Here is a 19,122-nt window from a genome sequence, read left to right on the forward strand (position 1 = left end):
ACCGCATCTGACGGTCCGTCAATTGTCGTGCGGGTCGGCGGCGGGCCCTCTTTGGCAGCCGGGGCACCAGTACGTGACCCGGTCGCCCAGCTCCGCCCGGCGGATCGCGGTGCCGCAGCGGAGGCAGGGCCGGCCCTCGCGGCCGTACACGTGGAGCGGGGTGCCGGGGCGGCGCGTGGTCGTGGTGCGCCGGTCCGGGTGGTCCTTGTTCGCCTCCAGGAGACGGTGGGCCGTGGCGGCCAGGCGGGCCGGGACCTCCGGGGCGAGCTCACCGACCGGGAGCCAGGGGGTGACGGCGGCCAGGAACGCCAGCTCCGACTTGTACACATTGCCGATGCCGGCCAGGTTGCGCTGGTCGAGCAGGGCCTCGCCCAGTGTTCTGGAGGGGTCGGCGACGAGCCGCCGTACGGCCTCCTCGGGATCCCAGTCGGGGCCGAGCAGGTCAGGGCCGAGATGACCCACGACGCTCGCCTCCTCGGCGGTGCGGATCAGCTCCAGGACGGGCAGACGGTAGCCGTACGCGGTGGACTCGGCGTTCCCGAGGACCGCCCGGATCTGATGCTCGGGGCCGCCGCGCGGGCGCTCCCCGGTGGCGTACACCCGCCACGCGCCGTCCATCCGCAGATGCGAGTGCAGAGTGAGCCCGCCCTCGATCCGGGCGAGCAGGTGCTTGCCGCGCGGGGTGACGTCGAGCAGCGTCCGCCCGGTGAGATCGGCGGTCGCGAACCGGGGCACACGGAGGTCCGCGCGAGTGAGGACCTGCCCGGCGAGCGCGGCGTGCAGACGGTGGGCGACCTGCCAGACGGTGTCTCCTTCGGGCATGGGGTCATTGTTCCAGGGGCGGAGGGCTTCAGAGGGTTGCAGGAGGGCTCAGGGGGACGCGGAGGGCTTCAGGGGCGGAGGCGGAGGCCTCTGGGGGTGGCCAGGAAGCCGGCCGATTCCAGGGGGCGGGACAGGGGGGACGTCAGGGACATCGCGCCGTTGACGCGCTCGACCGTGACCGTGCCCAGCGCGCCCGCCTTCGCCGACTCGGCCAGGGCCGCCGCCGCCGCTCCCAGGGCCGGATCCTCCGGGTCCGTCGGCCAGGACAGCAGCGTCTTGCCGCCGCGCTCCATGTAGAGCGTGAGCTCGCCGTCGACCAGGACCACCATCGCGCCCGCCTTGCGGCCCGGCTTGTGGCCGGCACCGGTCGGGGGCTCGGGCCAGGGGAGGGCCGCTCCGTACGCGTTCGCCGGGTCGGCCGCCGCCAGGACCAGGGCGCGGGGGCCCGCCGCGGACTCGGCGCCGCGGTCGCGCGCGGTCGCCGCCGCACGCAGCCGGTCCACCGCTCCGTCCATCGCGAACTGGGCCGCGCCCAGCCCCTCCACGACATAGCCGCGCCGGGCCTGTCCGCTGTCCTCGAAGGCGGCCAGGATCCGGTACGTGGCCGAGAAGCCGCCCTCCACGCCCTCGGCGGCCACCGCGCCGCGGGTCACCACGCCGTGCCGGTCCAGGAGGGTGCGGGCCAGGGCGTGCGCCCGGTGCGTCGGCTCCGGTTCGGGGGGAGGGAGGAGGGACCAGCGGCCGGAGACCGTCGGCGGGCCCGTGCGGGACGCCGGGCGGGCCGCGGCCGTCAGCGTGCCGTACCGGCCGCGCGGGACCGTGCGCCGCGCCCGGTGGGCGGTGGAGCCCGCCGTGCGGCCCGAGCCGAGGAGCGCGCGCAGCGGGGCCAGGGTGTCATTGGTGAGCCGGCCCGACCAGGCCAGGTCCCAGAGGGCGTCGGCGAGCTGCGGATCGGTGGCGTCCGGGTGGGTGGTGGCCCGGATCTGGTCGGCGATCTGCCGGAAGAACAGGCCGTACCCGCCGGAGAGGGCCGTGAGGACGGACTCGTGCAGGGCGGACAGTTCCAGGGGGTGCGCCGGCGGGAGGAGCAGGGGGGCCGCGTCCGCCAGGTAGAGCGAGACCCAGCCGTCCTTGCCGGGGAGCGAGCCCGCGCCCGCCCAGACGACCTCGCCGGTCGTCGTCAGCTCGTCGAGGAGCGCCGGGGAGTAGTCGCGGACCCGGGACGGCAGGATCAGTTTCTCCAGGGCCGAGGCCGGGACCGGCGCGCCCTGGAGCTGCTCGATCGCCCGCGCGAGGCCGTCGATGCCGCGCAGGCCGCTGCTCCCCAGGTGCTGCCACTGCGGCAGGAAGGTGGCGAGGGCCGCCGGCGGCACCGGCTCCAGCTCATGGCGCAGGGCCGCCAGGGAGCGGCGCCGCAGCCGGCGCAGCACGGTCGCGTCGCACCACTCCTGGCCGATGCCCGAGGGGTGGAACTCGCCCTGGACGACCCGGCCCGAGGCGGCGAGGCGCTGGAGGGCGCCGTCGGTGACGGCCGTGCCGAGTCCGAAGCGGGCGGCGGCCCGGGAGGAGGTGAACGGGCCGTGCGTGCGCGCGTACCGCGCGAGGAGGTCGCCCAGCGGGTCCTTGACCGGCTCGGTGAAGGCCTCGGGCACGCCGACCGGCAGGGCCGTGCCCAGGGCGTCCCGCAGCCGGCCCGCGTCCTCGATCGCCGCCCAGTGGTCCCGGCCGCCGATCCGCACCCGGATCGCCCGGCGGGCCGCCTCGAGCTCGGGCGCCCACCCCGCCTCGGCGCCCCGCTCGGCCAGCTCCGCGTCCGTCAGCGGGCCCAGGATCCGCAGCAGGTCGGCGACGCCCTCCAGGTCCTTGGTCCGGCGGTCCTCCGCCAGCCACTGGAGCTCCCGCTCCAGCTCCGCCAGGACCTCGGGGTCGAGCAGTTCGCGCAGCTCGGCCTGGCCGAGGAGCTCCGCGAGCAGCCGGGAGTCCAGGGAGAGCGCGGCCGCCCGCCGCTCGGCGAGCGGGGAGTCGCCCTCGTACAGGAACTGCGCCACGTAACCGAAGAGCAGCGAGCGGGCGAAGGGGGACGGCTCGGGGGTGGTGACCTCGACGAGCCGGACGCGGCGGGACTCGATGTCCCCCATCAGCTCTTCGAGGCCCGGGAGGTCGAAGACGTCCTGGAGGCACTCGCGGACGGCCTCCAGGACGATCGGGAACGAGCCGAACTCGCTCGCGACCTGGAGCAGTTGGGCCGCGCGCTGCCGCTGCTGCCACAGCGGGGTGCGCTTGCCCGGATTGCGCTTGGGCAGCAGCAGGGCGCGGGCCGCGCACTCCCGGAAGCGGGAGGCGAACAGCGCGGAGCCGCCCACCTGGTCGGTGACGATCTGCCCGATCTCACCCTTGTCGAAGAGGGCGTCGGCGGCGCCGACCGGCGCCTTGTCCGCGTCGTACGTCGTGTCCAGGTGCCGGCCCGGGTCGACCGGTTCGTGGTCGAGGAGGTCCAGGCCCATGTCCAGGCCCATCAGGTCGGCGTCCGGCAGGCGCAGCACGATGCCGTCGTCCGCGTGCATCACCTGCGCGTCCATGCCGTACCGCTCGGTGAGCCGCGCGCCGAGCGCCAGCGCCCACGGGGCGTGCACCTGCGCCCCGAACGGCGAGTGGATGACGACCCGCCAGTCCCCGAGCTCGTCCCGGAAGCGCTCGACCAGGATCGTCCGGTCGTCCGGCACATGGCCGCAGGCCTCGCGCTGCTCCTTGAGGTACGCCAGGACGTTCTCCGCGGCCCAGGCGTCCAGGCCCGCGGCGAGCAGCCGCAGCCGCGCGTCCTCGTCCCCCAGGGCGCCGACCTCGCGGAGGAACGCGCCCACCGCCCGCCCCAGTTCGAGCGGGCGGCCCAGCTGGTCGCCCTTCCAGAACGGCAGCCGGCCCGGCGCCCCGGGCGCGGGGGAGACCAGCACCCGGTCCCGGGTGATGTCCTCGATCCGCCAGGAGGTCGTGCCGAGCGTGAAGACGTCGCCGACCCGCGACTCGTACACCATCTCCTCGTCGAGCTCGCCGACCCGGCCCCCGCCCTTCTTGGGGTCCGAGCCCGCCAGGAAGACGCCGAACAGACCGCGGTCGGGGATCGTGCCGCCCGAGGTGACGGCGAGCCGCTGCGCACCCGGCCGTCCCGTGACCGTCCCGGCGACCCGGTCCCAGACCACGCGCGGGCGCAGCTCGGCGAAGGCGTCCGAGGGGTAGCGGCCGGCCAGCATGTCCAGGACGCCGGTGAACGCCGACTCCGGCAGCGACGAGAACGGGGCCGCGCGGCGCACCACCGCGAGCAGGTCGTCCACCTGCCAGGTGTCGAGCGCGACCATGGCGACCAGCTGCTGCGCGAGGACGTCCAGCGGATTGGCGGGGATCCGCATCGACTCGATCGCACCCGCACGCATCCGCTCGGTGACCACGGCCGCCTGCACCAGATCGCCCCGGTACTTGGGGAAGACCACGCCCGTGGAGACCGCTCCGACCTGGTGGCCCGCGCGGCCCACGCGCTGGAGGCCGGAGGCCACGGAGGGCGGCGACTCGACCTGCACGACCAGGTCGACCGCGCCCATGTCGATGCCCAGCTCCAGGCTGGAGGTGGCCACCACGGCGGGCAGCCGGCCCGCCTTCAGGTCCTCCTCCACCTGGGCGCGCTGCTCCTTCGACACCGAACCGTGGTGGGCCCGGGCGAGCAGCGGCGGGGCGCCCTGCGCCGCCCCCGACTGGGCCATGACCTCGGCGGGCGGGGCCCCCTCCGGGAGCGGCTCGCCCGTCGCCCGCTCGTACGCGATCTCGTTGAGCCGGTTGCACAGGCGCTCGGCGAGCCGCCGGGAGTTCGCGAAGACGATCGTGGAGCGGTGGGACTGGACCAGGTCGGCGATCCGCTCCTCGACGTGCGGCCAGATCGACGGCTTGTCCCCGCCGTCCTTGCCCTCGGAGGCCGGCGACCCGCCGAGCTCGCCCATGTCCTCGACGGGCACGACGACGGAGAGGTCGAACTCCTTGCCCGACGGCGGCTGCACGATCTCCACGGCCCGCCCCGGCGACAGATAGCGGGCCACCTCGTCGACCGGGCGGACCGTGGCCGACAGGCCGATCCGGCGCGCCGGGCGGGGCAGCAGCTCGTCGAGCCGCTCCAGGGAGAGCGCCAGGTGCGCGCCCCGCTTCGTGCCCGCGACCGCGTGGACCTCGTCCAGGATGACCGTCTCCACGCCCGACAGGGCCTCGCGCGTGGCGGAGGTCAGCATCAGGAACAGGGACTCGGGGGTGGTGATCAGGATGTCCGGCGGCCGGGTGGCGAGCGCCCGGCGCTCGGCCGCCGGGGTGTCCCCGGACCGGATCCCGACCCGGACGTCCGGCTCGGGCAGGCCGAGCCGCACCGACTCCTGGCGGATGCCGGTCAGCGGCGAGCGCAGGTTCCGCTCGACGTCCACGGCGAGGGCCTTCAGCGGCGACACGTACAGCACGCGGCAGCGCTTCTTCGCCTCGGCGGGCGGCGGGACGGACGCGAGCCGGTCCAGGGAGGCGAGGAACGCGGCGAGGGTCTTGCCCGAACCGGTCGGCGCGACGACGAGCACGTCGGAGCCCGCGCCGATGGCCCGCCAGGCGCCCTCCTGCGCCGCCGTGGGCGCGGCGAAGGCCCCGGTGAACCAACCACGGGTCGCGGGGGAGAACGAGTCGAGCGCGGACCTGACCATGCCCCCCATCGTGCACCCGACCACTGACAACCGTCCGGACCTGGGGGAATCCCGATCGTCGAGGGGTGCCGGCGGGGCGCAGAATGGGGGAATGGCCAGGAGTACGGAGCGGGGCGGCGCGAGCGGGGAGCGGGCACGGTACTGGCAGTACGCCGAGCTGCCCGGGGTCGACCTGCTGCACGCCCACTACATCCGCAAGGCCTTCGCCCGGCACACCCACGAGACCTTCGTCTTCGCCGCGATCACCGAGGGCGTCGAGGCCTTCCACCACCGCGACGAACTCGTCCACGCCGGGCCCGGACAGCTCGCCCTCGTCAACCCGGACACCCCGCACACCGGGTACGCGGGCGTGCCCGAGGGCTGGACCTACCGGACGATCTACCCCGACGCGGAGATCGTCCGGTCGATCGCCGCCGACACCCTCGCCCTGCGCGGCGCGGTCGGCTTCACCTCGCCCGTCGTCGACGACCCGTACGCCGCCCGGCTCGTCGTCGGCGTCCACCGGGCCGCGGAGGAGGGCAACGCGCTCGCAGCGGACAGCCTCCTGCGCCTGGTCACCGCCCGGTTGCTGCGCAGCCACGGCGGACTGCTCACCCCGCTCCCGCCCCGCTCGGCGGGCGCCCGGAACGCGGCACGCGCGCGTGAGGTCCTGGAGACGGGGATGGCCGGGCCGCCGACCCTGGAACGGCTCGCCACCGACCTCGGCACCAGCCCGTTCGCCCTGCTCCGCGCCTTCCGCGAGGCGTACGGGATGCCGCCGCACACCTGGCTCACCGACGCGCGCGTACGGCGGGCCCGGCAGCTCCTCGACGCGGGGACGCCCCCGGCGGAGGCGGCCGCCGCCGTCGGCTTCACCGACCAGTCCCACCTCAGCCGGCACTTCACCCGGAGCGTCGGGGTCCCGCCGGGCGCCTACCAACGCGCGCGGGGCGTGGGACGGCAGGCCTCGTAGCCGCCGCAAGAACGTACAAGACCGGGGCCGCACCGGCCCCGTAACGTCCCTGACGTGGCAGAACAGACAGCAACCCCCGTCATACGCGACGGCACCCCCGCCAAGCCCGACGCGGCCGTCGTCCGCGACGCGCTCGGCGTCGGCGTCGCCGTCGGGCTCTCCGGCTTCGCCTTCGGCGTGACCTCGGCGGGCTCCGGCCTCAGCCTCCTCCAGACCTGCGTCCTCAGCCTGCTCGTCTTCACCGGCGCCTCGCAGTTCGCCCTGGTCGGCGCGCTCGCCGCGGGCGGCAACCCCTTCACGGCCGCCGCCGGAGCCTTCTTCCTGGGCACCCGCAACGCCTTCTACGGGCTGCGGCTCTCCCAGCTCCTCGCCCTGCCGAAGGCCGTCAGGCCCTTCGCCGCGCACTGGGTCATCGACGAGACCACGGCCGTCGCGCTCGCCCAGCCGTCCCGCAGGGCCGTCCGGATCGGCTTCACCGTCACCGGCATCTCCCTGTACGTCCTGTGGAACCTGACCACGTTCCTCGGGGCGCTCGGGGCCGAGGCGATCGGCGACACCGCGGCCTGGGGGCTCGACGCCGCCGGGCCCGCCGTCTTCCTGGCCCTGCTCGCCCCCATGCTGAAGTCCGCCACCGAGCGCGCGACCGCCGGGATCGCCGTCCTGCTCGGCCTCGGGCTGCTGCCCGTCCTGCCCGCCGGCGTCCCGGTCCTCGGCGCCGCCCTCGCCGCGCCCGCCGTGCTCTGGGCCCAGGGCCGGCGCACGGCCCCCACCGGAGGAGAGAAGGACCCCCGATGAACGTCTGGATCGCGATCGCCCTCACCGCCGCCGGGTGCTACCTCGTCAAGCTGGTCGGCCTGCTCGTCCCCGCCGGAGCGCTGGAACGCCCGCTCGTCCAGCGGCTCGCCGCCCTCCTCCCCGTCGCGCTGCTCGCCGCGCTCACCGCGCAGCAGACCTTCAGCGCGGGCGGCGACCTCGTCCTGGACGCCCGGGCCGCCGGGCTCGCCGCGGCCGCCGTCGCACTCGTCCTCCGCGCACCGTTCCTGGTCGTCGTGGGCGCCGCCGTCGCCGTCACGGCGGGGGTACGGGCCCTGGGCTGGTGACGACGGCGACAGGAACCGCCCGGGACCGGTGACGGCACCACCGGAGCCGGTACGGGACTGGTACGGGACCGGCCCGGCGCCGTCCGGAGCCGTAAGGGCCGTACGGGGCCGGTGGCGCCGCCAGGAGCCAAGGGCCGGCGCGCCCGCCCCGTACCGCCTCCCCACGCGCGCGCGTGTCACGCGAGGGCGCGGCCGTGTGCCCGCAGGGTGCGCAGGGCCTCGATGGTGACGATCGGGCGCCATTCAAGGGACGAGCCGGGCGCCCAGGCGCGCCAGCGGATCGGCCAGCCGCCGTCCTCCTGCTGGTCGGCTTCGAGCCGGTCGAGGGAGAGGTCCATCTCCTTGTCCGTGAACCAGCGCGCGGCCAGCGAGTCCGGCACGCGCGCGTAGTCGTGCGGGTAGTGGTGCTCACCGGGCGCGTACCCCTCCGAGACCGGGAAGTCCTCCGGCCGGCCGGGATCCAGGACGGCGAGCCGCTGCTCCCGGACGAGCCGGCCGAGCCGGTCGGCGGCCGCCTCCGCGCGCGGCCGGTCGGGGGCCCCGTCCAGGAAGGCGACGGCCGCCTGGACCTCGTACGGATGGGACTCCTCCAGCGACTCCACGGCCGACCAGCAGAACTCGGTGGCCCGGAACAGCCACGCGTGCCACACCTGGTTGCGGTGCAGCAGGCCGACCACCGGGCCGGTCGAGAGCAGCGCGCTCGGCGGGGAGTCGACGACCGGCACGAAGGGAGCCGACGGATAGCCGCGCTGGGACGGGTGGATCGCCGGGAGTGCCCCGTCGTGCGTGGACACCTCCGTGAGGTAGCGGCAGATCCGCTCCACGCGCGGCCCGCCGCAGCGGCCGATGGAGTCCAGGACGCGCAGCCCGTGCGCGGTGTGCAGCGGCTGGCTCACCGGACCGCGGAGATCCGGTTCGAGGGCGTGCCCGTAGCCGCCGTCCTCGTTGAGGTACGCCGTGAGGGCCGTCTCGACGGGGTCCGCGCCACCGCGCAGGAAGTGGTAGGCGAACCGGCGCTGTTCGAGGACACGGGCCGTCAGCCAGACGAAGCGCTCGGCGCGCGCCAGGGGAGTCGGGGGCGGGGAGGAGAGGAGGTTTTCGGCCATGCTCCGAAGGTAGGGCGGAAAAGCGCGGTGACAAGGCCTGCGGACCGGGCTGCACTCTTGGGAGCGGGATACTGAGGTCATGCGGTTGACGATTTTCTGGGAACGGATGGCCGACCACTTCGGCGGGTCCTACGCCGAGTCCTTCGCGAGCGATCACGTGATGGCCGAGCTCGGGGGCCGGACGGTGCGGGAGGCGCTGGACGCCGGCTGGGAGGCGAAGGACGTGTGGCGTGCCGTCTGCGCGGCCGTCGACGTACCGGCCGACAAGCGGTGACCGGAAGGCGAACCACGGGGTGACTGGCGGGGATGTGCGGGGGTCCCGGGTGGAATGTCCGTGCGGTGCGCGAGACTGGCGGGGTGGCTCCGACTGACGACACCGAGAAGACCGAACCGAACGATGTGCCCGATGTGACCGGCGCGACGGCTTTCCCGGCCCCGGCGCCGGCCGCGGTCGCCGTGACGGGAGAGGGAACGAGAGCCGTGGGGAGCGCCACGGCCGTCCCGCCGTCGGACACGGCCGCCCTGCCGTCGGACCCACGTGCCGGGGCGGCCGCCGCCTCCGCGCGGATGCCGCGCTGGCTGCCCCGCGCGCTCGTGCTCGCCCTCGCGCTCTACGCCTGCTTCCTGCTCGGCAGCTGGGCCTTCCACCAGCTCGTCGGCCTCCTCGTCAACATCCTGCTCGCCTTCTTCCTCGCCCTCGCCATCGAACCGGCGGTCGGGCGCATGGCGGCGCGCGGGATGCGCCGCGGCCTCGCCACCTTCCTCGTCTTCTTCGCCGTGGCGGTCTTCTGCATCGGCTTCGTCGTCCTCCTCGGCTCGATGCTGGCCGGCCAGATCGTGGACATGGTCGAGAACTTCCCGAAGTACCTCGACTCGCTGATCAACTGGATCAACCAGAACTTCCACACGGAGCTCTCGCGCGTCGAGGTCCAGGACAGCGTGCTGAGCTCCGACTGGCTGCAGAAGTACGTGCAGAACAGCGCGTCCGGCGTCCTCGACGTCTCCGCCACCGTCCTCGGCGGACTCTTCCGGCTCCTCACGATCTTCCTGTTCTCGTTCTACTTCGCGGCCGACGGGCCCCGGCTGCGGCGCGGGCTCTGCTCCGTCCTGCCGCCGGCCCGGCAGACCGAGGTCCTGCGGGCGTGGGAGATCGCCGTCGACAAGACCGGCGGCTACCTCTACTCGCGCGGCCTGATGGCCCTCGTCTCGGGCATCGCGCACTTCGTGGTCTTCGAGATCCTGGGCGTGCCGTACGCCCCGGCGCTCGCCGTGTGGGTCGGCCTGGTCTCGCAGTTCATCCCGACCATCGGCACGTACCTGGCCGGCGCCCTGCCGATGCTGATCGCCTTCACGGTCAACCCCTGGTACGCGCTGTGGGTGCTCGGCTTCGTCGTGATCTACCAGCAGTTCGAGAACTACGTGCTCCAGCCGAAGCTCACCTCGAAGACCGTGGACATCCACCCGGCGGTGGCCTTCGGCTCGGTCATCGCGGGCACGGCGCTGCTCGGGGCCGTCGGCGCGCTGATCGCCATCCCGGCCGTCGCCACCCTCCAGGCCTTCCTGGGCGCGTACGTGAAGCGGTACGACGTGACGGACGACCCGCGCGTCCACGGCCACCGGAGGTACGGCGAGGCCGTCGTGGCCCGGCTGCAGAAGGCGCTGCACTCGAAGAAGGAATCCTGAGCCTTCGGCAGCCGAAGAGGGGGAACCGTGATCGAAACCGATCTGGAACTGGACGACGGGCGCAGGCTGCACGTCTACGACACCGGGGCGGGCCCCCGTACGACCGTCTTCTGGCAGCACGGGACGCCGAACACCGGCACGCCCCCGGGGCCGCTCCTCCGGGATTCCGAACGGCTGGGGATCCGCTGGGTGTCGTACGACCGCCCCGGCTACGGCGGCTCGACTCCACGTCCCGGCCGGGACGTCGCCTCGGCGGCCGGCGACGTCGGGGCCGTCGCCGACGCCCTGGGAATCGGCCGCTTCGCCGTCATGGGGCACTCCGGCGGCGGCCCGCACGCCCTGGCCTGCGGCGCCCTCCTGCCGGAACGGGTGCTCGCCGTGGTCGCCGTGGCGGCGCTTGCCCCGTTCGGCGCCGAAGGGCTCGACTGGTTCGCGGGCATGACCGCGTCCGGCGCGGCGGGCCTGCGGGCCGCCGCCGAGGGGCGCGCGGCGAAGGAGGCGTACGAGGCGGACGCCGCGTACGACCCGGAGATGTTCACCCCCGCCGACCACGCCGCGCTCGCCGGTGAGTGGTCCTGGTTCGGCGAGGTCGTCGGACCGGCCCTGGAGGGCGGGCCGGGCGCACTGATCGACGACGACCTCGCCTACGTCACCCCATGGGGATGCGATCCCGCCCGGATCGCCGCCCCCGTCCTCCTCCTGCACGGAGCCGAGGACCGCATCGTGCCGAGCGCCCACGGCCGATGGCTGTCCGACCACTGCCCCGGCGCGGAACTGCGACTCGGCCCGGCCGACGGGCACATCTCCGTCCTCGGAGGCGGCCCGGCGGCCCTGGAATGGCTCACGGACCGGTCCGTGTGACGGCGCCGCGGCCAGGCCTGTCCGGGGGCCGGGCCGCGTGTGCTCGCGCGTCCGTGGACCGCTTGATGTCGACCAGGACGGGGTGCGGTGCCATGCCGGGGATCCTGCGCATCCCGCTGCGCGCAAGACCCGGTCGATGACCGCGTGGTGCGCTTGACACTAAAATCGAACATCCATTCTCATGGAAGCCCGACCCTTGGAATCACGGGCTTCTCGCCGGGTTATCCACAGGTCGGAGGGGACGTCGGGGCCCGTTGTCAGTGGCAGGGGTTAGCGTCTTTCACATGAAGCGATCGACTCAAGCAAACCGGGTGGAACCCATGGCAGGAACCGACCGCGAGAAGGCGCTCGACGCCGCGCTCGCACAGATTGAACGCCAATTCGGCAAGGGCGCCGTGATGCGCATGGGCGACCGCACCCAGGAGCCGATCGAGGTGATCTCCACCGGATCGACCGCCCTCGACGTCGCCCTCGGCGTCGGCGGCCTGCCGCGCGGCCGTGTCGTGGAGATCTACGGCCCGGAGTCCTCCGGTAAGACGACCCTGACCCTGCACGCCGTGGCCAACGCCCAGAAGGCCGGCGGCCAGGTCGCCTTCGTGGACGCCGAGCACGCCCTCGACCCCGAGTACGCCAAGAAGCTCGGCGTCGACATCGACAACCTCATCCTGTCCCAGCCGGACAACGGCGAGCAGGCCCTCGAGATCGTCGACATGCTGGTCCGCTCCGGCGCCCTCGACCTGATCGTCATCGACTCCGTCGCCGCGCTCGTCCCGCGCGCGGAGATCGAGGGCGAGATGGGCGACTCGCACGTGGGTCTCCAGGCCCGCCTGATGAGCCAGGCCCTCCGGAAGATCACCAGCGCGCTCAACCAGTCCAAGACCACCGCGATCTTCATCAACCAGCTCCGCGAGAAGATCGGCGTGATGTTCGGCTCGCCGGAGACCACGACCGGTGGCCGCGCCCTCAAGTTCTACGCCTCGGTGCGCCTCGACATCCGTCGCATCGAGACCCTCAAGGACGGCACGGAGGCGGTCGGCAACCGCACCCGCGTCAAGGTCGTCAAGAACAAGGTCGCGCCCCCCTTCAAGCAGGCCGAGTTCGACATCCTCTACGGCCAGGGCATCAGCCGCGAGGGCGGCCTGATCGACATGGGCGTGGAGCACGGCTTCGTGCGCAAGGCGGGTGCCTGGTACACGTACGAGGGCGACCAGCTCGGCCAGGGCAAGGAGAACGCCCGTAACTTCCTGAAGGACAACCCCGACCTCGCCAACGAGATCGAGAAGAAGATCAAGGAGAAGCTGGGCGTCGGCGTCCGGCCCGAGGCGCTGTCGGCCGAGCCGGGTGCGGACGCGGCGGGCGCCGCCGACGCGGACGACGCCAAGGGCGTCCCGGCTTCCGCGAGCAAGACCGCGAAGGCGACCAAGGCCACCGCGGTCAAGAGCTGACCCGGTGACCGGGCGCACCGAATGGCCGGGTGACAGCTCCGACTCGTCGAGGGCCGAGAAGGAGCTGTCACCCCAGGATCCGGCTGAGCGGGCGCGCGCGATCTGCCTGCGCCTGCTCACCGGAAGCCCCCGCACGCGCAAGCAGCTCGCCGACGCGCTGCGCAAGCGGGAGATCCCCGACGAGGTGGCGGAGGAGGTCCTCTCCCGCTTCGAGGACGTCGGTCTCATCGACGACGCCGCCTTCGCGGGGGCCTGGGTGGAGTCCCGCCACCACGGCCGGGGCCTCGCCCGCCGGGCCCTCGCCCGGGAGCTGCGCACCAAGGGCGTCGAGCCGGCCCTCATCCAGGAGGCGGTGGAGCAGCTCGACTCCGAGCGGGAGGAGGCCACGGCGCGCGAGCTCGTGGACCGCAAGCTGCGCGCCACCCGCGGCCTCGACCGCGACCGGCGCCTGAGACGCCTCGCGGGGATGCTCGCTCGCAAGGGGTACCCCGAGGGCATGGCCCTCCGCGTCGTCCGCCAGGCGCTGGAGGCCGAGGGCGAGGACACGGAGGGGCTGGACGAGCCCTTCTGAGACGAGACCTTCTGAGAGGGGACCGTCGACGATGGGCCCGTCCGGGACGGACTGCCCGTCCGAGACGGACTCTTCCGGGCGGGTCGGACGCGTCGCCTGGGGTGCCTGCGACGACGCCGCCCAGGGCCGCCCGCTGAGACGTGCCCCTGGGGCGTAGCCCGGGGTCGCCCTTCTGGGACTTGCTCAGCCGCGGCCCGGGGTCGCCCGCTGGGACGCCGCCCTGGGACGCCTTCCTGGGACGCGCCCTTCTGGCGGGTTCTCCTGACGGGTCCTTCTGGTACGGGGGTACAGAAGGGCTCGTCCGGTTCGGGGTGGGCGGTCAGGGGCGGGGGGCGGGGAGGAGGACCGGGAGGCCGGCGGACTTCCAGGCCTGGAAGCCGCCGATGAGGTCGGTGGCCCGGTGGAGGCCCAGGCGGCGCAGGGACTCGGCCGCGAGGGAGGAGGCGTAGCCCTCGTCGCAGAGGACCACCACCCGGAGGTCGTGGCTGTCGGCCTCCGCCGCGCGGTGGCTGCCCAGGGGGTCGAGCCGCCACTCCAGCTCGTTGCGCTCCACGATCAGGGCGCCCGGGATGAGGCCGTCCCGTTCGCGCAGGGCCGCGTAGCGGGTGTCCACCAGGAGCGCGTCACCCGCCTCGTACGCCTCGTAGGCGGCCCGGGGCTCGATCCGGTCGAGGCCCGCCCTGACCCGCTCCAGAAGTTCGTCGATGCCCACCCGCTCCTCGCTCACTGCCACTCCTCCGGACGCTCGACCTGCTCGAGCCGGAGTACCGGGCCCGTACGACTGAACCTCCGGATCAGCGGAAGCGGAGGGTGGTAGGCGTGCACCGACACCGCGTGGGTGTCCGTGGACTCGTTGAGCACCTCGTGGACGTGGTGGCGGCCGAAGGCCCGGCCGGTGCCCTCCGGGAGACGCCGGGAGCGGTCGAGGCCGTCGGCCAGTTCCAGGGTCTTCCAGCCGCTCGCCGGCAGCCGGACCGCGAGGGCGTTCTCGGTCAGGGTGCCGCGCGCGGTCGCGAAGGCCCCCAGCGACTCGGCGTGGTCGTGCCAGCCGGTGCCGGTGCCGGGCGGCCAGCCGATGAGCCAGGCCTCGCTGCCGCCGGGTCCGTCGAGCCGTACCCAGGTACGGCCCTCGGGGTCGAGCGGCAGGGAGTCGACGAGTTCCTTGTCGGCCGCCGTGCGCCGGACGAAGTCGAGGAGTTCCGCCGAGGTCGGGGAGGGCGAGGAGGAGAGGGCAGGGGGGAGGGGGGAGGCGTGCAGGGGCACGGGTGACCGTCCTGGGGTTCGCGGAAGAGCGCGCGACGGCACGCGGCACACGCGTACAGGGGCGTGCGTCAGCGGCGGGGCGCGCGGGGAAAGGGCGAGATCAGCAGGACGGGCGACACACGCAGCCCGCGTAGCGGACGAGGTCCATGTGGACCCTCCGCCACAGGCGCACATCGGTGTCGGTCACGTTCCGGAGTACACCATGCGCGCCTGCGGGAATCAATGCGTGTCCGCTGTGCGGTCGCTCGACACGGACACTTCGAGGGCTTCCTCCGGGGAGGCCTTCTCCGCGGCGGCCTCCTCGGCGGCCGGGCCGCCGCGTGTCGCGTCCGCCGCCGCGTACAGCTCCTCCGGGCGGACCCCGGAGAAGGAGGCGACGAGGTGCCCGTCGGGCCGTACGAGCAGGACGGCGTGGGCCGGAGCCCCCGGGTAGGCCTCGGTCACCAGGACCTCGGCCTTCGCCGGGAGCGCCTGGACGGCCTCTTCGAGCCGGGGCATCACGCCTGCGGTACGCCAGTGGCGCCGGTCCCACACCCCGGTGCCGGGCGCGACGAGGAGGACCAGGAGACGGCCCTGCCCGAGCCGGTCGCGGAGCCGTACGGTCGTGCCGTCGGGGGCGGTCACGCGGACGTCCTCGACCGGGGCGCCGACCGGGGTGCCGACGGGCGTCTGTCCCTCGGTGTACGGGGCCGCGAGGGGGGAGTGGGGGTACGCCGGGGGCGCGCCGAGCGGGCCGCGCCCCACGTGGCCGTCGGCCAGCAGGGCGTCGTGGCCGCGCGCGGCCCCGGGGAGGTACGTCCGCAGGCCCCCGCCGCCGCGCAGGACGGGCAGCGACTGGTCCGCCGCGCGCAGCCGGGTCGCGACGGCCGTCCGCCGCTCGCTCTGGTAGCTGTCGAGGAGCCGCTCCGAGCCGCCGTGGTGCCAGGCGTGGGCGAGCTTCCACGCGAGGTTGTCGACGTCCCGCAGCCCTTCGTCGAGGCCCTGGGTGCCGACCGCGCCGAGCAGGTGCGCCGCGTCCCCGGCGAGGAAGACCCGGTCCACCCGCCAGCGGCGGGCCAGCCGGTGGTGCAGGGTGTGGACGCCGGTGTCGATCAGCTCGTACGGGGGCGTCATGCCGTCGCACCAGCCGGCGAGGGTCTCGCGGATCCGGGCGACCAGCGCGTCCGGGGTGACGAGGTCGCCGCGGGGCGGCAGCAGCCAGTCGATCCGCCACACCCCGTCGGGCAGCGGACGCGCGGAGATCTCCTCGGGGGCGCCGCGCCACGGCGGCTGACGGTGCAGCAGGGCCTCGCCGGGCCAGGGGAGTTCGGTGCGCAGCGCGGCGACGGCGTGCCGCTCCACCGCCGTGCGGCCGGGGAAGCGGATCCCGAGCAGCTTGCGCACGGTCGAGCGGGCCCCGTCGCAGCCGACGAGGTGGCTGCCGCGCCACCAGGTGCCCTCCGGGCCGCGGGTGTGGGCGACGACCCCCTCCCGGTCCTGCTCGAGGGTGTCGAGCCGGGACTCGGTGACGAGCCGGATCAGCTTCTGCCGGGCGATGGCGTCGCGCAGGCCACGGGCCAGGGCGTGCTGGGGGATGTGCAGCGGGGAGGCCGGGGAGGCGGGCGCGTCGGGGTCCTCGGACCACTCCTCCGTACCGCCCAGCCCCAGGTCGAGCGTGAGCCGGCGGACCTCCTGGCGGCGGCGCATCCCGCGCCAGCCGATCCAGCGGACGCCCTCGTCACGCAGGGTCGTGCAGCCGAGCCGCTCGACCATGGCGGCCATGTCGGCGCGCAGGACGACGCTCCGCGCCGGGCGCGGTTCCTCCTTGCCGGTGCCCTCGTCGAGGACGACGCTGGGCACGCCCTGCGCGGCGAGCGCGAGGGAGAGCGCGAGGCCGACCGGCCCCGCGCCCACGATGATCACCGGGTCCACGGCGCGGCTCCTGTAGGCCGGACGGTCATGGGGGCAGCACAGCTGAGTGTGGCACGAGCCCGGTGGTTGATCACAGACCGTATGCAACCCACTGAGGGTGCTTGCGTCAAGCGACGGGGTGGGCGCGGTGCGGCCGACCTGAAGTCGGTGCCGCTCCGGCCCACCCCTGTGGTCCCACGGACCCCTGCGGGGTCAGGCGCCGCTGACGGCCTCCGACTGCGCTTCGGGGGCTCCGGCCTGGGCCGGGAGGGTCACCGAGGGGGACTTCCTGCCCTGCCGCAGGCGCCTCTCCAGGCGGCCTGCGAGGTGGGTGAGGAGGAAGTTGATGACGATGTAGATCAGCGCGATGACCGTGAGGGTGGCGATCGTGTTGGAGCCGTAGTTGGCCGTGATCTGCCGGTTCTGGCTGAGCAGCTCCGCGAAGCCGAGCAGGGCGCCGCCGAGCGCGGTGTCCTTGACGATGACGACGAGCTGGCTGACCAGGGCGGGCAGCATGACGGTCACGGCCTGCGGCAGCAGGACGTACAGCATGGTCTGGCCCTTGCGCATGCCGAGCGCGACGGCGGCGTCGCCCTGGCCCCGGGGCAGCGAGAGCACGCCGGCCCGGACGACCTCGGCGATGACGGAGGCGTTGTAGAGCACCAGGCCGGTGACGACCGCGTACAGCGGCCGGAAGTCCGAGCTGATGGTGGTGAACTCCCGGTAGGCCGCGGCGGCGAACATCATCAGGAGCAGCACCGGGATGGCGCGGAAGAACTCCACGACCGTGCCCACGGGCACCCGCACCCAGCGGTGGTCGGAGAGCCGGCCGATGCCGAGGGCCGCGCCGAGCGGCAGCGCGATCACGATGGCGAGCGCGGCGGCCTTGAGGGTCTCGGTGAGGCCCGGCAGCAGATACGTCGTCCAGACCTCGGAGTCGGTGACGAACGGGCTCCACTTGTCGGCGTCCAGCTGGTGCTTCTCGTCCAGGGCCGCCAGTACCCACCAGGCCACCAGGGCGAGGACCGCCACGAAGACGATCGTGTAGACGACGTTGCGCCGCTTCGCGCGCGGGCCGGGGGTGTCGTACAGGACGGAGCTCATCGCTTCACCGCCAGTCGCTTGGCCGCCCAGCCCAGGATGAGGCCGGTGGGGAGGGTGAGGACGATGAAGCCGAAGGAGAAGACCGCGAAGACGGCGAAGAGCGCGTCGGTCTCGTTCTCCATCATCGTCTTCATGAGGAGCGACGCCTCGGCGGCGCCGATCGCGGCCGCCACGGTGGTGTTCTTCGTGAGGGCGATCAGGACGTTGGCGAGGGGGGTCACCGCGGCGCGGAAGGCCTGCGGGAGGACCACGAGACGGAGGACCTGGGTGAAGCTCAGGCCCAGGGCGCGGGCGGCCTCGGCCTGGCCCGGCGGCACGGTGTTGATGCCCGAGCGCAGCGCCTCGCAGACGAAGGTGCCGGTGTAGGCGACGAGACCGAGGACGGCGAGGCGGAAGCCGATGTCCTCGAAGCGGTCCGCGCCGAGCGAGACGCCGAGGGTCTGGTTGAGGCCGAGCAGGCAGGCGACGAGGACGACCGTCAGCGGAGTGTTCCGGACGATGTTCACGTACGCGGTGGCGAAGCCCCGCATCAGAGGGACCGGGCTGACCCGCATGGCGACCAGGGCCGTGCCCCAGACCAGCGAGCCGATCGCCGAGTAGAAGGCGAGCTGCGCCGTCACCCAGAAGGCGCCGAGCAGGTCGTACTGCCCGGAATCAAGAAAGTCGAACACGATGCCCCGCGCTCTCCCCTGGTGGTCGGTCGGTGTGTTGGCCGGTGCCGGAGTGGCGGCCGCCCTCGTGTACGGGGCGGCCGTCACGGCCGGAGCACGTCAGGTCAGTTCTGGACCTTCGGAGCGGGCTCGTACTGGTAGCCCGAGGGGCCGAAGTGCTCCTTGACGAGCTTCTCCCAGGTGCCGTCGGAGACCATCTTCTCCAGCGCCTTGTTGATCTTGCCGCGGAGCTCGTCGTCGCCCTTCTTCAGGCCGATGCCGTAGTTCTCGTCGCTCATCTTCAGGCCGACGAGCTTGAACTTGCCCTGGTTCTCCTTCTGCGCGGCGTAGCCCGCGAGGATGGAGGCGTCCGTGGTCAGGGCGTCGACGGCCTTGTTCTCCAGGCCGGTGAGGCACTCGGAGTAGCCGCCGAGCTGCTGGAGGTTGGCCTTCGGAGCGAGCTTCTCCTTGACGTTCTGCGCGGAGGTCGAGCCGGTGACCGAGCAGAGCTTCTTGGAGTTGAGGTCCTCGACCTTGGTGATCGACTTGTCGTCGGCGCGGACGAGGAGGTCCTGGTGGGTCAGGAAGTACGGACCCGCGAAGTCGACCTCCTTCTTGCGCTTGTCGTTGATCGAGTAGCTGGCGACGACGAACTTGACGTCACCGTTCTTGATCAGGTTCTCGCGCTCGGCGCTCGGCGCCTGCTTCCAGTTGATCTTGTCCTCGGAGTAACCGAGCTCCTTGGCGACGTACTTGGCGACGTCGACGTCGAAGCCGGCGTACGTGCCGTCCGGGGTCTTCAGGCCGAGGCCCGGCTGGTCGAACTTGATGCCGATGTTGATCTTGTCGCCGTTGCTGCCGGAGTCGGAGCCGCTGCCACAGGCGGTGGCGGTCAGGGCGAGGACGACGGCGGCCGCGGCGGCGGCGGAGACGCTGCGAAGCTTCATGGAGGAAAAT

At 73.6% G+C, this 19,122-nt stretch carries 17 protein-coding genes and 1 pseudogene; 8 read left to right on the forward strand and 10 right to left on the reverse strand.

Annotated features, from left to right (window positions below):
• Nucleotides 1-18: 18 nt before the first annotated feature.
• Nucleotides 19-822, reverse strand: a complete 804-nt coding sequence (locus ACFYUS_RS26960; protein WP_388857217.1) for a DNA-formamidopyrimidine glycosylase family protein — start codon at nucleotides 820-822, stop codon at nucleotides 19-21.
• 68 nt (nucleotides 823-890) lie between these two features.
• Nucleotides 891-5,540, reverse strand: a complete 4,650-nt coding sequence (locus ACFYUS_RS26965; protein ID WP_388857220.1) for a DEAD/DEAH box helicase — start codon at nucleotides 5,538-5,540, stop codon at nucleotides 891-893.
• A 91-nt stretch (nucleotides 5,541-5,631) separates the two neighbouring features.
• Between ACFYUS_RS26965 and ACFYUS_RS26970 the strand changes: the two genes are divergently transcribed.
• Genes ACFYUS_RS26970 through ACFYUS_RS26980 form a run of 3 tightly spaced genes read left to right on the forward strand, consistent with a single transcriptional unit; the run spans nucleotide 5,632 to nucleotide 7,592 of the window.
• Nucleotides 5,632-6,492, forward strand: a complete 861-nt coding sequence (locus tag ACFYUS_RS26970) for an AraC family transcriptional regulator (RefSeq protein WP_388857223.1) — start codon at nucleotides 5,632-5,634, stop codon at nucleotides 6,490-6,492.
• Nucleotides 6,493-6,546: 54 nt separating this feature from the next.
• Nucleotides 6,547-7,287, forward strand: a complete 741-nt coding sequence (locus ACFYUS_RS26975) for an AzlC family ABC transporter permease (protein WP_388857226.1) — start codon at nucleotides 6,547-6,549, stop codon at nucleotides 7,285-7,287.
• Nucleotides 7,284-7,592, forward strand: a complete 309-nt coding sequence (locus tag ACFYUS_RS26980) for an AzlD domain-containing protein (protein ID WP_030692368.1) — start codon at nucleotides 7,284-7,286, stop codon at nucleotides 7,590-7,592. The genes ACFYUS_RS26975 and ACFYUS_RS26980 overlap by 4 nt, the downstream gene beginning before the upstream one ends.
• 176 nt (nucleotides 7,593-7,768) lie before the next feature.
• Here the strand turns inward: ACFYUS_RS26980 and ACFYUS_RS26985 are convergent, their stop codons facing one another.
• Nucleotides 7,769-8,698 (reverse strand): hypothetical protein, encoded by a 930-nt coding sequence (locus tag ACFYUS_RS26985; protein WP_388857229.1) that lies wholly within the window; start codon nucleotides 8,696-8,698, stop codon nucleotides 7,769-7,771.
• Between the two features lie 79 nt (nucleotides 8,699-8,777).
• Between ACFYUS_RS26985 and ACFYUS_RS26990 the strand changes: the two genes are divergently transcribed.
• From ACFYUS_RS26990 to recX, 5 genes and pseudogenes are all read left to right on the forward strand, one after another.
• Nucleotides 8,778-8,972, forward strand: coding sequence for a DUF3046 domain-containing protein (locus ACFYUS_RS26990; RefSeq protein WP_116158513.1), 195 nt, complete (start codon nucleotides 8,778-8,780; stop codon nucleotides 8,970-8,972).
• Nucleotides 8,973-9,265: 293 nt separating this feature from the next.
• A complete protein-coding gene (locus ACFYUS_RS26995) occupies nucleotides 9,266-10,381 on the forward strand; it encodes an AI-2E family transporter (RefSeq protein WP_388857679.1) in 1,116 nt (371 codons plus the stop codon).
• Nucleotides 10,382-10,408: 27 nt separating this feature from the next.
• Nucleotides 10,409-11,242: an alpha/beta fold hydrolase gene (locus tag ACFYUS_RS27000; RefSeq protein ID WP_388857232.1), complete on the forward strand. Its 834-nt coding sequence runs from the start codon at nucleotides 10,409-10,411 to the stop codon at nucleotides 11,240-11,242.
• Between the two features lie 320 nt (nucleotides 11,243-11,562).
• Complete coding sequence (gene recA, locus ACFYUS_RS27005) at nucleotides 11,563-12,687, forward strand: recombinase RecA (protein WP_388857235.1); 1,125 nt, start codon at nucleotides 11,563-11,565, stop codon at nucleotides 12,685-12,687.
• Nucleotides 12,656-13,258: pseudogene (gene recX, locus ACFYUS_RS27010) on the forward strand (recombination regulator RecX); the annotation flags it as partial. The gene recA and the pseudogene recX, both read left to right, overlap by 32 nt.
• Before the next feature lie 319 nt (nucleotides 13,259-13,577).
• Here recX and ACFYUS_RS27015 read toward each other — a convergent pair.
• From ACFYUS_RS27015 to ACFYUS_RS27045, 7 genes are all read right to left on the reverse strand, one after another.
• Nucleotides 13,578-13,985 carry a rhodanese-like domain-containing protein gene (locus ACFYUS_RS27015; protein WP_388857238.1) on the reverse strand — a complete coding sequence of 136 codons (408 nt, stop codon included), beginning with the start codon at nucleotides 13,983-13,985 and terminating at the stop codon, nucleotides 13,578-13,580.
• The gene (locus ACFYUS_RS27020) at nucleotides 13,982-14,515 is read right to left on the reverse strand and encodes a cysteine dioxygenase (RefSeq protein WP_388857682.1); all 534 of its coding nucleotides are present in this window, start codon (nucleotides 14,513-14,515) and stop codon (nucleotides 13,982-13,984) included. Before ACFYUS_RS27020 ends, ACFYUS_RS27015 begins: the two co-directional genes overlap by 4 nt.
• A 106-nt stretch (nucleotides 14,516-14,621) precedes the next feature.
• Nucleotides 14,622-14,708 carry a putative leader peptide gene (locus ACFYUS_RS27025; RefSeq protein ID WP_311605579.1) on the reverse strand — a complete coding sequence of 29 codons (87 nt, stop codon included), beginning with the start codon at nucleotides 14,706-14,708 and terminating at the stop codon, nucleotides 14,622-14,624.
• 32 nt (nucleotides 14,709-14,740) lie between these two features.
• Nucleotides 14,741-16,432, reverse strand: a complete 1,692-nt coding sequence (locus ACFYUS_RS27030) for an FAD-dependent monooxygenase (protein ID WP_388857241.1) — start codon at nucleotides 16,430-16,432, stop codon at nucleotides 14,741-14,743.
• A 192-nt stretch (nucleotides 16,433-16,624) separates the two neighbouring features.
• Nucleotides 16,625-17,515, reverse strand: a complete 891-nt coding sequence (locus tag ACFYUS_RS27035; protein ID WP_388857244.1) for an amino acid ABC transporter permease — start codon at nucleotides 17,513-17,515, stop codon at nucleotides 16,625-16,627.
• Entirely contained in the window at nucleotides 17,512-18,186 is a 675-nt protein-coding gene (locus ACFYUS_RS27040; protein WP_388857247.1) for an amino acid ABC transporter permease, read from the reverse strand. Before ACFYUS_RS27040 ends, ACFYUS_RS27035 begins: the two co-directional genes overlap by 4 nt.
• Nucleotides 18,187-18,290: 104 nt before the next feature.
• Nucleotides 18,291-19,112 carry a glutamate ABC transporter substrate-binding protein gene (locus tag ACFYUS_RS27045; RefSeq protein ID WP_388857250.1) on the reverse strand — a complete coding sequence of 274 codons (822 nt, stop codon included), beginning with the start codon at nucleotides 19,110-19,112 and terminating at the stop codon, nucleotides 18,291-18,293.
• Nucleotides 19,113-19,122 lie beyond the last annotated feature (10 nt).

Origin of the sequence: Streptomyces sp. NPDC004284 (assembly GCF_042874035.1) — a bacterium.
Taxonomy (GTDB): domain Bacteria; phylum Actinomycetota; class Actinomycetes; order Streptomycetales; family Streptomycetaceae; genus Streptomyces.

What these genes read in the sequence shown, in the direction of transcription:
- ACFYUS_RS26970 (WP_388857223.1), top strand. Translation starts at nt 5,632, where the DNA reads ATGGCCAGGAGTACGGAGCGGGGCGGCGCGAGCGGGGAGCGGGCACGG.
- ACFYUS_RS26965 (WP_388857220.1), bottom strand. Translation starts at nt 5,540, where the DNA reads ATGGTCAGGTCCGCGCTCGACTCGTTCTCCCCCGCGACCCGTGGTTGG.
- ACFYUS_RS27035 (WP_388857244.1), bottom strand. Translation starts at nt 17,515, where the DNA reads ATGAGCTCCGTCCTGTACGACACCCCCGGCCCGCGCGCGAAGCGGCGC.
- ACFYUS_RS26990 (WP_116158513.1), top strand. Translation starts at nt 8,778, where the DNA reads ATGCGGTTGACGATTTTCTGGGAACGGATGGCCGACCACTTCGGCGGG.
- ACFYUS_RS27045 (WP_388857250.1), bottom strand. Translation starts at nt 19,112, where the DNA reads ATGAAGCTTCGCAGCGTCTCCGCCGCCGCCGCGGCCGCCGTCGTCCTC.
- ACFYUS_RS26995 (WP_388857679.1), top strand. Translation starts at nt 9,266, where the DNA reads ATGCCGCGCTGGCTGCCCCGCGCGCTCGTGCTCGCCCTCGCGCTCTAC.
- ACFYUS_RS26960 (WP_388857217.1), bottom strand. Translation starts at nt 822, where the DNA reads ATGCCCGAAGGAGACACCGTCTGGCAGGTCGCCCACCGTCTGCACGCC.
- ACFYUS_RS26985 (WP_388857229.1), bottom strand. Translation starts at nt 8,698, where the DNA reads ATGGCCGAAAACCTCCTCTCCTCCCCGCCCCCGACTCCCCTGGCGCGC.
- ACFYUS_RS26980 (WP_030692368.1), top strand. Translation starts at nt 7,284, where the DNA reads ATGAACGTCTGGATCGCGATCGCCCTCACCGCCGCCGGGTGCTACCTC.
- recA (WP_388857235.1), top strand. Translation starts at nt 11,563, where the DNA reads ATGGCAGGAACCGACCGCGAGAAGGCGCTCGACGCCGCGCTCGCACAG.